This window comes from Streptomyces sp. NPDC012835, assembly GCF_042900885.1.
GTDB lineage: Bacteria > Actinomycetota > Actinomycetes > Streptomycetales > Streptomycetaceae > Streptomyces.
Genome location: NZ_JBIBBW010000001.1, coordinates 1165826 through 1178775 on the forward strand (window position 1 = coordinate 1165826; position 12950 = coordinate 1178775).

General features: G+C 68.2%; 9 protein-coding genes. 6 read left to right on the top strand and 3 right to left on the bottom strand.

The genetic code is table 11. From position 1 onward, the window contains the following. The first annotated feature begins 73 nt into the window (after window positions 1–73). Entirely contained in the window at window positions 74–700 is a 627-nt protein-coding gene (locus ACFY6S_RS04750) for a hypothetical protein (RefSeq protein WP_388822801.1), read from the top strand. Between the two features lie 113 nt (window positions 701–813). Here ACFY6S_RS04750 and ACFY6S_RS04755 read toward each other — a convergent pair whose 3' ends face one another. Next, a complete protein-coding gene (locus ACFY6S_RS04755; RefSeq protein WP_388822803.1) occupies window positions 814–2475 on the bottom strand; it encodes a carbamoyltransferase N-terminal domain-containing protein in 1662 nt (553 codons plus the stop codon). A 762-nt stretch (window positions 2476–3237) separates the two neighbouring features. Between ACFY6S_RS04755 and ACFY6S_RS04760 the strand changes: the two genes are divergently transcribed. From ACFY6S_RS04760 to ACFY6S_RS04770, 3 genes are all read left to right on the top strand, one after another. After that, on the top strand, window positions 3238–5160 hold the full coding sequence (locus tag ACFY6S_RS04760; RefSeq protein WP_388822806.1) for an amino acid adenylation domain-containing protein: 1923 nt from the start codon (window positions 3238–3240) through the stop codon (window positions 5158–5160). Window positions 5161–5191: 31 nt separating this feature from the next. After that, the gene (locus ACFY6S_RS04765) at window positions 5192–5428 is read left to right on the top strand and encodes a phosphopantetheine-binding protein (protein ID WP_388822808.1); all 237 of its coding nucleotides are present in this window, start codon (window positions 5192–5194) and stop codon (window positions 5426–5428) included. Between the two features lie 111 nt (window positions 5429–5539). Then, entirely contained in the window at window positions 5540–6847 is a 1308-nt protein-coding gene (locus ACFY6S_RS04770; RefSeq protein ID WP_388822810.1) for a hypothetical protein, read from the top strand. A gap of 335 nt (window positions 6848–7182) precedes the next feature. Here ACFY6S_RS04770 and ACFY6S_RS04775 read toward each other — a convergent pair whose 3' ends face one another. Continuing rightward, the gene (locus ACFY6S_RS04775; RefSeq protein ID WP_388822812.1) at window positions 7183–9615 is read right to left on the bottom strand and encodes a helix-turn-helix domain-containing protein; all 2433 of its coding nucleotides are present in this window, start codon (window positions 9613–9615) and stop codon (window positions 7183–7185) included. A 268-nt stretch (window positions 9616–9883) separates the two neighbouring features. On the opposite strand from ACFY6S_RS04775, the gene ACFY6S_RS04780 reads away from it, so the two are divergent. Beyond that, window positions 9884–10966, top strand: a complete 1083-nt coding sequence (locus ACFY6S_RS04780) for an RICIN domain-containing protein (RefSeq protein ID WP_388822814.1) — start codon at window positions 9884–9886, stop codon at window positions 10964–10966. 139 nt (window positions 10967–11105) lie between these two features. After that, window positions 11106–11894 (top strand): peptidase S1, encoded by a 789-nt coding sequence (locus ACFY6S_RS04785; RefSeq protein ID WP_388822816.1) that lies wholly within the window; start codon window positions 11106–11108, stop codon window positions 11892–11894. Window positions 11895–12605: 711 nt separating this feature from the next. Here the strand turns inward: ACFY6S_RS04785 and ACFY6S_RS04790 are convergent. Beyond that, window positions 12606–12872 carry a chaplin gene (locus tag ACFY6S_RS04790; RefSeq protein WP_388822818.1) on the bottom strand — a complete coding sequence of 89 codons (267 nt, stop codon included), beginning with the start codon at window positions 12870–12872 and terminating at the stop codon, window positions 12606–12608. Window positions 12873–12950 lie beyond the last annotated feature (78 nt).

The following is a 12950-nucleotide window of genomic DNA, read 5'->3' on the forward strand; positions in this document are numbered from 1 at the left end:
GTCACCCCGGCAGCTCCGCCACAACCTCATTCCCTTGCGTCATCCCTGACACTCTTCGGGAACGGTGAAGTCATTGAGTACGGAACTGCACGTGCCGACCGGTCTGGAACCGGCCTTCCACACGGAGGTCGATTGTGTCCCCCGCTACAGGTCAGCCGCCACGCTCGCCGACGACCCCGCGGGACTCACCTGCAGCGTCACGGTGGGACTGAAGTGGGCGGCCCGAGGGCGGGCGGGTGCCCTTCTCGGGTACCCGACATACGAGGCGGCCTCCGAGAACGTGAAAACCGGCAAGCACGACGCCCTTCTGGTGGCCGGGGCCTACCCGGAGATCCGGTCCTTCTTCTTCGATCCCGCTCTGCGGGCCGTGGAGGCATTCGTGGCCCCGCTTCCCGACATGGTGCTGGCGGCTCCCGGCCGGCGCACGCAGCGGGCCACTGAATTCTTGAAGATCTACTACCACCCGGCCACGAACAAGCTTCTCGAATCACTCGACGGCGTCAGGCCCGTGGAAACCGAGCCGGTCACGTCGAACAGCCTCGCCTGCCGCCGGGCGATGGTCGACACAGGAAGGGCGGTGGCGATCACCAACGCCACCTGTGCCGAGTACTACGGCATGACCGTCATCGATGTGCTGTCGATCGGAACTCCCATGAGTTTCGTGGTGTTCGAGCGGGCGGAGGACGCCGGCGCGCGATGACCGGACGCCGCGCCGGCGGCGACGAGACCCGAGCGCGCCCATGGGCTCCAGGACTCCACAGCCGTGGATGTCCTGGAGCCCATGGGCGCGTTTCAGCGGGAAGGCGTCACCCCTTACCCCGCGTCGGGACCGGTGTACAGCGTCCCCTCCGACCAGATGTGGCGCGTCCCGCCCCAACGGGCCGCCGACCCCACGTCGGGGAAGAAGCCCCGTCCCTCCAGGTTCGCGCTGGTATTGCACAGGACGGGCACGCCGCTGATCTCCGCGTAGGCGGTGAGGATACGGGCGGTGTCGGTGTCCTGGGTCGAGGCGATGGTCTGCAGACGGGCGGTGCCGTCCAGGTGGACGACCGCCGGGACGCGTTCGGCCCAGCCGGGCCGCATACGGTGCTCGAAGAGCATGTAGGGGTCGGGCGTGCCGGGGCTGAAGACCTCCGGTGCGCGGTCCTCCAGGCAGATGGGCGCGACCGGCCGGTAGGCGGCCCGGTTCTTGATGTCGTTGAGCCGGTCCTTCATACGGACGTCGGTCGCCGGCGCCAGGATGCTCCGGTTGCCCAGGGCGCGCGGACCCAGCTCCGCCCGGCCGGACAGGACCACCACCGGTTCTCCCTCGGTGTGCAGGAGGGCGGCCAGCAGCCGCTCGTCACAGGCCCGCGCCCGCCACCCGTCGGGGAGTGTGCCGGTGGTGATGCGCGGTCCGCTGTAGACGTCCCACTCCAGTGCGGTCCGTCCGCGCCGGAACATCTCACAGACGGCCGTGCCGATCGCCGCTCCCGCGTCATTGGGGAAGGGCGGGATGAACACCTCCTGGAAGACCCCGCTGGCCCGGATCGCGCTGTTCCACTTGATGTTGAGCGCGCAGCCGCCGCCGAGCACCAGGTTGCGACCGCCTTCCGGGAAGCGGCGTTCCACGACCGAGGTCAGCCGCTGGAGCAGGTTGCGGCCGAGGTACGCCTGATAGGTGGCGATGATGTCGGCGTTGGACAGGCCCGGCATCAGTTCGTCGCGGTTGGAGGCGACCTTGGCTCCGAGTACGCCGACCTTCTCGGTGGTGATGTCGGGGAACTCGGCGATGAGGTCGTCGATGACGGAGAAGGCACCGGTCTCCACCCGGCCCTTGGCCGCGTACGCCATCGCCTTTCCCGCGATGGAGAGATGGTGGCGGATCTGCTGATCCGTCGAGAGGTCGTCGGTGTCCCGCCGGTACGGGTCGAACTGCCCGCAGAAGTCCGCGAAGCTGCTTCCCGTGACGGGCATCAGGGCCGAGATCATGGTCACTTCACGGGTGGCGGCCTCCACCCGGTAGAGGCGCGGCACGATGCCGCCGTCCCAGACCAGGACGAACGCGTCTTCCTGCCGGGCGGCGAACGGGCTCGCGCAGTACGCGCCGAGGAGATGGTTGGCGACATGGGTGAAGCTCGCGTAGCCGTCGAAGCCGTGGCCGCTGTAGGTGTGCCGTTGCAGCGGCCCGTCGTCCCCCGGGCTCTCGACGTACGGTGCGACCCGGAGCCGCACCGGCCGGCCGTCGGCGTTCACGGCGACGGCCGGCTCGCCCGCGGCGTCCTTCGTGTACCAGCCGTCGATCACGAACTGGTCCACGTCGGCCGGTGAGAGGCCCTCCGCGGCGAGGATGTCAGCCACCCGCCCCAGGTCTCCGAGAGCGCTGTAACGTTCTCCGTTATTCAACTTCTCGATTTCGACGCTGAAGAGCAGGCGCCCGTCCTCGATGACGGCCACGCCGCCGTCGTGCGATGCCTTGATTCCGCATATGAGCATGGGTCAGCCGCACCTTTCTGGCCGCGCAGCGGCCTGGAGTCCGGCAGGCACATCGGCACGCGGACGGACTCGGTCACATCGAAGCACGCCACACAGACGCCCTGCCCGTCTGACATCGGAAACGAATACGTCACCCACTCCGGAAAACCAGGTCGGTGATGCCGTATGAAGAAAGCAACAGGAGCCCCCGGCCTCGGCCTTGCGCAATGAGGAGCCGAGATGGAAAGGAGGGTGACGCCGATACGAGAGAAAACCGAAAGACATGCCCGCATGACGTGATTTCATGCTGCCCGGGGATAGCTTCCCTTGCCGGTAGCGGCTCAAACCGACTCCACCTCGGCACCCCGGCATGCGCTCAATGGCCCCGCAGATGCTTCCACGCGAAGGACCGTCGGGTCAATACGGAGTACCCGGGCGCGGAAGCGACGCAAGGCGATCCGTTTGCCTGGTTGACATCGCTCGATTGCGCCGGGTAGCGTTTCGGGGAATCGAATTTGGCATTCATGCGCCATGCCCTCTTCGAGTCGGACGGCCCTCACGTACAGGTCGCGATCGTCATGCGCAGGAGTGCGTTTCGGTCACAGTTCAGGCCACTCGTATAAGCATTCGCCCTCCGGAACAATCCGGAGTCTTACGCCAGAGTTCCGCAGAGAATTCCCGGCAGGCGTCCCCGTCCTCCGGTAACGATGACTGCCTGCTCGCGCGCGGCTCACTCAGCGACAAGCAGCGCCCCGTCCCTTCTCCAGCACTTGCGAGGGTGTCATGAAGATTGGTGATCTGAACCTCCTGCCGGGCGATGAACGGGACCGGCTCATCGCGCTCGGAAGGGGCGCCGACCGCCCCTTTCCGGCGGAGAAGACCATTGCCGAGGTCTTCCGGGAGCGAGCCGGCGCGTCCCCCGACTCGACCGCGGTGGTCCTCGGAGACGCGCGGCTCACCTATCGGGAACTCGACGCGTGGTCCGACCGGGTCGCCTGCGATCTCGTCGAGGAGCACGGCATCGGGCCGGACCGGCTCGTCGCGCTCTGCTTCAGCCGGAGCATCGAGATGATCGTGGCCATCATGTCCGTGTGGAAGGCCGGTGGCGCCTACGTCCCCCTGGACCCGGAGATCCCGGACGGTCGCGCACGGTACATACTGGAGGAAACCGCCGCCTCCGTGGTGCTCAGCGGTGACGAACACCGCCCCCGCATGGAGCGGTTGACCGCGTCCTCGGACGGCACGGCCGTCAGGGTCTTCGACGGCCCCTGGCTGCGGTCCCGCCAGGGCGGCGACCATCCGGTACCGCAGGTCACCGGCGCCGGCGCCGGTGACCTGGCCTACGTCATCTTCACCTCCGGAACCACCGGCACCCCCAAGGGGGTGGCGATCGAGAACCGTTCCGTGCTGAACCACGTCTGTGTCAGCGCCGCCCGGTACGGAATGACCGCCTCCGGCGAGGAGGTCGTGCTGCAACTCCTCAACTACGCGTTCGACGGCGGGGTCTATCCGATGATCCTGGCCCTGCTGACCGGAAACACCCTCCTGTTGACGCCTCCTCAGCTGTGGTCCAGGAGCGAGGAATTCACCGACTACCTCAACACGCACGGCGTCACCCATATCAACGGCACACCGACCTTCTTCCAACACATGGGTCTCGGTACCGTCCCCAGCCTGAAGCGGTTGGTGGTCGGGGCCGAGGCCCTCGACACCGCCTGCTTCCGCGAGATGACGCGGGCCAACGAGGTTCCTGTCTTCAACGAGTACGGCCCCACGGAGGCCACCATCTCCACGGTCTCCTACCTCGTACGGGAGTTCGACCTCGCGATCGGCCGCCCGCACGACAACTCCCACGTCCTGGTGCTGGACAAGTCGCTGCGTGCGGTGCCGACAGGCGCCGTGGGGGAGGTCTTCCTCGCCGGCGCGGGGCTGGCGCGCGGCTATCTGAACCAACCGGAGCTGACGGCGGAGAAGTTCATCGCCAACCCTTTCCAGAGCGACGCGGAGAAGGCCGATCTGTCGTACGGCGATCAGGGGCGCAACGCCCGCCTGTACCAGACCGGGGACCTGGCCCGCTGGCGCCTGGACGGTGTGCTGGACTACGTCGGCCGCAACGACTCCCAGATCAAGGTCCGGGGATTCCGGGTCGAGGTCGCCGAAGTCGAGGCGGTCATCGACGAGCACCCGGGCGTGACCCAGAGCGTGGTCCTGCCCGCTGGGCCCGCGGAGCACCACCCGGGAGCGGCCGGAGCGGACTCCCTCGTCGGGTTCTACGTCGCCGACACTCCGCTCGCTCCGGAGGAACTCCTCCCGCATCTGGAACTCAAGCTGCCCGCTTACATGGTCCCCGGTGTGCTCGTGCACGTCACCGAGCTGCCCATGACGGCCAACGGCAAACTGGACACCCAGGCACTGCGCGATCTCCAGCCCGTGGCACAGGGCGGCGGCGCGGCTCCCCGGACGGAACTGGAGACGAAGGTCCAGGCACTGGTCGCGGAGATCATCGGCGTGGAACCGGATCGGGTCGGCCTGGACGACGATCTGTTCCGCCTCGGTCTCAACAGCATGCTGGTCATCAAGCTGATCAATCGGCTTGAGACCGACCTGGAGATCTCCATCACCATCGCCTCGCTGTTCGCGTACCCGACGATCGCCGAACTCATGGCAAGCCCGGACTTCGCCGAGCAGCCGTCCGCCACAGCCTGAGCGCCCGCTTCACTCCACCGGAGGAGGGATCATGGAGACCGCGGACTGCCTTGCGGTGGTACTCGCCACAGCGAGCGAGATCTTCGGCACAGAAGTCGGCGCGGCCGACAATTTCTTCGACCTCGGCGGAAACTCGCTTGTCGCCGTACAGTTGACGGCCCAACTGGAGGAACGCCTCGGCAGGGAGGTCGACATCATCGACCTCCTCAGCGTCCAAAACTTCGAAGAATTCTCGACGGCCATGACAGAAGAACCTGGCCACCGGTGACAGTTCCGCCGCTCCGGGGCTGCCCGGAAGAGATTTCCGGCAGGCATCGGGGCTGCTTCCGGCGAGCGCTCGGCCGATCCGGCCACACCGAAAGACGGGGGTGTCCTGCCAGTGCACATCGAAGATATCCACATCCGAGGATCAAGGGGTGGCGCATCCGCCCCGCTGACCTGGGCGCAACAGGATAAATGGGATTCGCTGCAAACACTGGAAGGCCATCAGGGGAACCTCAATACCGTCCTGGAACTACCGATTCCCCACGGCCTGGAGGTTTCGGCGGGGCTATCGGCACTGGCTCGGCTCGTCCAGGACTGCGAGACGCTCAGGACCACGTACTCCGACGTCGGCGGAGAACTCAGGCAGACAGTTCGGTCCGAGTATTCGATGCCCGTTGAAATATATGACATACCTGCGGGCCGAGGCGTGCGCGAATTGACCGACGAGACTTTTTCGGAACATCTGGACTACACGAAAAGCCCTCCCGTCCGAGTGGCCTTGTTCTCCCACAGGGGAAAGCTTCACAGCGCTTCGCTCATCGCCAGCCCGCTGGTGTCCGACGCCATGGGCGGCGCCCTCCTGAGCGAGCGCTACCTGGGACACCTGCGGGGAACCACGCTGCCGCCGCTGGGCCGGCAGCCGCTGGAGCAAGCAGCGTACGAACTCTCCCCGGACGGAAAACCGGCAGGCGCCAAGGGGGTCAAGCACTGGGCGGATCGCCTGTCGAAACTGTCGGCGCCCCTGCTGCCTCCCTCCAGCAGAAACGGCTCGAAAACGCTCAGGATGCTGCTCACCTCCCCTCTTGCCCTGCACTCGGTCGATCGCTTCGTCGGGCTCAGCAGGAGCCTCAGATCGGCGGTGTACTTCGGGGCTCTGGCGCAACGGCTCTGCCGGCACTTCGACGTTCCGCAGTGTCCACTCCCGGTCATGTCGTCCAACAGGAATACGGAAGCCTCCCGCGATTACATCGGAGTGCTTGCACAGCGGAGCATCGCCCTCTTCGACTCCGGACGGGACGGCAGCATCGCAGGCAGCAGATCGGCTAACCGAGAGGTTTTCCTCTCCCTGCTCAACGGGGCATACGATCCCGCCGAACGCAACCAGACGGAGAGGTCCATCGCCGTGCGGCGCGGGTTCAAAGCAGACGACTTCCATTATCACGCGAACTTTCTGAGTCATCCGCGAACGCGGACCGAGCAGGACCTCACCCCTGCGGAGATCGCCCGCCTCGGAGAATCCACCACACTGGAGGAGGAAGCTCCGATGAGCAAGGGCAATTGGCATTTTCTGGTTCAGTTCGACGAGCTGGAATCAGACCTTGGAATTACCATGTTCGCCAATCCTTCATGCTTCAGCCGGAACGAGATGAGAGACTTCCTCACCGCGCTGGAGCAGGATTTGATCTCGCTCGCGTTTCGCTGACCCGCAAGGAGGACGGCGAACAGACCGAACATCGCCGGCCACGCCACCATCCCGCCGGGCGCCCGCGCGTCCGACGTGCGGGGAGGTTGCGCCACGCTGCCCCCCGCAGCTGGGCGCGGAAGGCCGGAAGGCGGGGTGATGCCCTCACCCTCCTCCACGGAGCCGCTCCCTCCGGCGTCGTCGACGGCCGTTCGGAGCGTGGTCAGCATCGGGTGCGATTCCGGTCGTGTCTTCCTACCGTCCGGCGCCGGCGGCCGGAGGGACGGTGCCCGGGGGGACAGCAGCAGGATTCCTGCCTGTACCGCCGCTCGCTCGCCCGGCGTTGTTCTGATACCTCACATCGGGGGTTCGCCTTCACCGAGCCGCTCGACTTCCGTCCGCCGGCCGCGGAACGAACGGCCGAGATGGTGTTGGAGCCGGATGTGGCGAAACTGATAGACCGCGCCGACCTGGCGGAGCACCCCCCTGTTGTACGCGTCGTCCAGGAAGGCATCGGTGTCCCAGGGCAGTTTGCCGGTCAGAGGCAGCCAGACGCGCGAGAAGACCACCCACTGTCCCCAGGCGGTGAACAGGAGCGCGTAGGTGAGCGAGCCGGCGAACCCGTAGACGGCACCGGCACTGAGCCCCTCGGACACTCCCCAGGCGGCCGGTTCGAGAGATCCCTGGAACAGATGGACGATCAGGCTCCCGCCGAAGACGACCGCCAGGGCGAGCATCGGTGCGAGGAAGAGGACCTGTCGGCTCACCGTCGCGCGGTTCGAGGCCAGCAGGCTGACGGGAGTGGCCGCCGAGGCGGCGTCCTGGGGCGCTTCGAACACGGCCAACAGCCCGAAGACCAGGCCGCCCCCCACCCCGAAGATCAGCTCGAAGACCAGCATGTCGACGAGGACGCTCTCGATCACCTCACCGTTCGGGAGCGGGAGGTCGCGGTACAGCGTGCCCTGGACGGCGCGGCTGCACCCGTTCCCGATGCCCAGCACGAATCCGCCCAACAGCGCGGTCGCGAAGCGGGCGATGAACGTGCGGACCGTCCCGCGTCCCAGTCCGGTGCCTCTGCCGGGCAGCCGTAGCCGTACCGGGGCCGGTTCGATGATCTCGTTCCCGAGCGCGATCATGATCGCGTACACCGTTCCGACGGTGAGGCCGGCGACCGACCCCGTGAAGGCGGCCCGGACGAGGGACCGGCCGAACGTGGCCTGGTGGAGGAGCAGCGTCGAAAGCCCGTCGGCCGCCGCTGCGCACAGCGCGGACACCGCCACGACGATCATGACCCGCGTCGAGCGCCGCAGCGTTTCCCCGATCCGCCACCAGGCGAGGTCCTGCCGCTCGAGCCGGACCATGTGGTGGGCGAGGTAGCCGAGCCAGCGTTCGGCGTGCTCCGGGTCCCAGCGCCGCTTCCGGGGCCGGTGACCGCCGTCGGCTCGCTCGGGGACACCACGTCGGTAGACGGTGGGCACGAAGCCCGCCAGCAGGTGTTCCTCAAGGGAGTGCTCGGCGGGGAACCGTTGGGCGTCCAGGAGTTCCGCCGTATCGCGGTCGGGTGTTTCGCTGTACATCGTCCGTGCCAGGGCGACCATCAACGGCGTGCTCAGGACGCCGGCGAGGTGCGCGCTCGCCGCGGTCTCCTCGCGGGCGCTCAGTTGTGCCAGGACGTAATCCCATACCGCCCCGGTCCGGCCGTGGCCGTCGCCGCCGGCGATCGGCCGGGCGGTCCTGGGCAGGTAGGCCAGGAGGTTGTCGCGGGTGAGGTCGGTGAGCTGGATGCCGGCGGCCCAGACCAACGGCGCGCCCACCGCCCGGACCGCCTCGCCGAACTCGTCGGCCCGACTGGTCAGGAGCAGGGGAAGCGAGGTGTCGTTGAGCGCTCGGAGCGTGGCGCACCGCAGGCTTTCGGCGGTCTCGTCGAACCCGTCCAGAACCGGCAGCACGAGGTCGGCGTCGACCAGTGCCGCGGCGAGCGTCGCTCCGCCGGGTGCTGTGCGGGCCAGGTGCGGATGGTCGCGCACCAGCCGGTCGGTCAGCCAGTCCCGCAGCGCGACGGTCGTCGGGTCCCAGGACCCGAGAGTGAAGATCACCGGTACCCGGTCGCCAGGGGCCCGGGTCGTCAGGTGGTCCAGGACGAATCTGATCGTGAGAATCGACTTGCCCGAGCCGGCCCGGCCCAGAACCACCAGTCGTCCGGAGGAGATTCGCCGGTAGACCTCGGCCACGTTCCCCAAGTCGCCGGTCAGATCGGGCGCGTACGAGGTCGCTCCCGGCGGGAGACGTTGGATGTTCTCCGAGTGGTCCGTCAGCAGCGCGGGCGCCTCCTGCCAGCGCACCGGCAGCGGAAAGGGATCGTGCACCCGGCGATGCTCCTCCTCGCGCCGCCAACGCCGCCTGACTTCGACGGCCAGTTCGTCGGCGGCGGCGGCGAGGTTCGGGGGCGCGGCACGATCCGCAGTGGAGGGCTGCCGGCGCTGTGCCACGGTCGGATCAGGTACGTCGGTGACTCGCGCGGCCGGCACGGTGACCGGTTCCGGAGGTATTCGATCCGGTTCGCTCCGCGCTGTCGCGGGCGTGGCCAGCAACTGCCGCCGTTCCTCGGGGCCGATCTCCAGAGCGTCCGCCAGCAGACTCAGCGTCCCCAGCCGGTGATCCCTGGAACTACCGGTCTCCAGCCTGCGGATGGTGCTGACGCTCACCCCCGACCGCTCCGCGAGCCGTTCCTGGGTCAGGCCCGACTGCTTGCGCAGCCGGCGTAAGAGCGTCCCGAGCTGATCGGCCACTTCGGCGTCCTCTCTGCCTGCGTGTCCCGTGTGCGGGGAGCCTACCGTGACCACCGGTCATATATGACCGGTGCGGTGACCTGTCCGGCCGAGCGACGGGAACGCCAGCATCAGGTGGCACCCGCGACAGCGCGCTGTGGCCACGGCCGCTCCGCTCAGGGCCTCGTGGACCGCGTTCCGGGCCGGGATTGCGGCGCTCGCTCCGGCCGTTGGGGGCGCGCTCCTGGTGCCGACCACCTGAACCCGACATGAGAGGAACCACCCCGTCATGGCGTTACTTTCCTTCCCCAGGCGACCGTCTCCCTGCCTGCGCGCGCTCGCCGCTGTCCTGGTGACCTGTTGCGTCGCCCTGGGCGTCGTGGCATCCCCGTCCCAGACGCCCGAGGCCCGCGCCGAGGAGAACTGCGGATCACCGCTCCAGTGCCTGGACTTCACCTCGCTCAGCAATGGCCGGGTGCTCGATGTGCAGAACGGGTCACTCGGTGACGGGGCTTTCATCGTCACCAACACGGCACCCGGCCACCACCAGTCGTGGCGCCTGAACGTCGCTTCGTCCGACTCGTCCTTCACCATCGTGAACAACACGACAGGCAAGTGCGTCGACATCGGCTGGCCCGCCCTGCGCCAGCAGACCTGCAGGGGGCAGAACAGCCAGCAGTGGTACTTCCAGCCGGTTCCGGGGGCGGCCAACGCGTTCATGATCCGCAACAAGAACGACAACTCGTGTCTCGACCTCATCGCCGGCGCTCAGTACGACGACGCGTGGACGGGGCAGTCCAGTTGCCACGGCCGGGCGAATCAGCAGTGGTCCACCGTCCCCGAAGCACGAAAACTGGCGGTGGAGTACGCCGCCAAACAGTGCCAGAAGGACACGTCCACCTGCTCCTGGGCGGCGAAGAGTGAAAGCTCTCCGGTTCCGCTGCCCACGGTCTGCGCGTCATCGGTCTGGCTCAACAACACCAGCGGGCCCATCACCCAGACCTTCGCGGTGAACAAGACCACCGGCTGGCAGAGCTCCGTCTCGACCAAGATGTCGTCCGGCTTCACCACGGGCGATCTCCCGAATCTGGCGCTGAAGGTCACGGCGACCCTCGAGAACCAGTTGACCCATGTCTGGAGCGGCTCGGAGAGCGTCAACAACCAGGTCGCGGTGCCCGTCCCGGCCGCACAGTACGGCTGGGTGACCCTCTCCGTGCTGGCCACGAAGGTGACCGGTACCTGGACGTTCGACGCGCGCGGACTGCCCTGGACCGCCGAGGACACCGTCACCGTGCCCCTGGAGGACGACCCGGCGGGCGGCGCGACCCACTACATCGCGAACACCCATCCGGTCTTCACCTCCTGCGCCTGAGCCCGCCGGCCCCGGTGCCGCCTCCGTGCTCGCCGGAGCGGCACCGGACGGCCCGGCGCGCGACGTTCCGCCCACCGGGCATCCGGGCGAAGCCGTGACCGATGCCCCGCCCGACCCGACTCCCCCAGGAAGTGAACACATGACGCACGCCGTTCGAGCCCTCGCAATCGCCTTCGCCCTGATGGGCACGGCACTCGTGTCCGCCCCCGGCGCCGCCGCGACAACACCGTCTTCTGTCCACGCCGCCGCCGAAGCCCGTACGCCCGTCGGCGGTGGCACCGGCATCATCTTCCGGATGGCTCCGAGCCCGGAGGACTACCGGAGCTACTACACCTGCACACTCACCGCGGTCGGCCGCGACACCCTGGGCAACCTGGTCGGCCTGACCAACGCCCACTGCTTCATCGACGGCGAGGGCAACAAGCTCGTCGGCGCGAAGGTCCACCGGGACAGTTCACCCGCCGGAACGGCCTTCGCCCCGGCGCCGGTCGCCGACTCCCGTCCCGACCTGGTGACGGGCGCCATCGGCGAGGTGACCTACGTCAGCACGCCCAACAACCTGTTCAGCGACGGGCCCAAGGGCCTCGACTACGCGGTGGTCGCACTGGACGAAAGCCGGGTGGAGGCCACCGACACGGTCGGCGACGTGACCATATCCTCGATCGGCACCCCGCCCGCCGTCGGGACCCGCATGTGCAAGCAGGGCCACCGGACGGGCCGCACGTGCGGCGTGCGGACCGGCACCAACGGGATCTGGTTCTCCCATTTGATCTGGACCGACTCCGGCGACTCCGGTTCCCCTGTCGTCGCCGGCACGACGCTGGTGGGCAACGCCTGGGGCGCCCTGCACGGTTCGCCGATCCAGAGCATCATCGACGAGATGACCAACCGGGGAGGCGTCGGCACCGGCTTCCATCTGACCACCTGAAACCCGCCGCCGGACCGGCCGCCACGCGCAGACACCGGACCCGTGTCGTTCGCAGTCCGGCCGTGGACGCTCTCCCGCACCCACTGCGGCCCGCTTCGGACAGCCACCAGGACTCAGCGGCAGACGGCTGCCCCAGGCGGCGGGATCCTACCGGGCCGGGCCCGAAGCCCGTCGGCCGCTTCAACGCCCACTTCTTGAAGTGGCCCCCAGCCGACCCATTGGGTGTACAGCGCTCCGCGCCTTCACTTGATCGTGGGCGAGGCCCCCCGGCGGGGCCATTGGCCGGACGCCACGGGTCCGGCGGAGGCGGCATTCCCTCTCGCGCCGGACCCGCCCGTCCCCCGGCCGGCGCATGGTGCGGGTCAGCCGCAGAGGCTGCTGCCGCCTCCCCGGTCGCTCACGGAGGGGACGACCAAGCTGGAGCACGGGCTCAGCTCAGCGGTTCTGTGCGGCTGGGCGCCGGGTCCGTCACGCCGGGTCCGTCCAGGGGCGGCCGGTTCCACCGCTTGGTGCGCGGGGCGGACGTACCGGAGTAGAGCGCACAGTTGTTTCCTGGATGTCCTCATCGGCCGGGTCGAACGCCGAGAGCCCGTCACCACTGCGGCAGCGCGGTGACGGGCCGTCCGGGACCCGGTCTCTGCGTCACTGGTTCAGGATCCCCGGAGAGCGTACCGGCGGGCCCGTATCAGGGCTTCGGAAGCCAGACGTTCGTCAGCCGGCGTTGCCCTGCTCCTGCTCCTGCTCCAGCTCCTGGCGCTGGTTGGCGCAGGAATTGTGGATGTTCGGCTCCTGGCGGCCCGGGACATTGATGACGCCGCCGCAGTAAATGTCCCCGACGGAGCCACTTGCCGCGAAGTTGACGCTGGGAGATGAGGGCTCGCCACCCCGGGCGCCGGTGTCGGCGAAGGCGGAGCCGCCGCCGGCAAGGATGCCGGCGGCAGCCAGAGCGATGACAACGGCAGTGGTTCGAGTGCGCATGTCTCTCCAAAGGACGGGGCAGTTGCTCGCCATCACACCGTGCGTAGCCCTGTCGGAGCCCGGATTCAGCCGATCGGA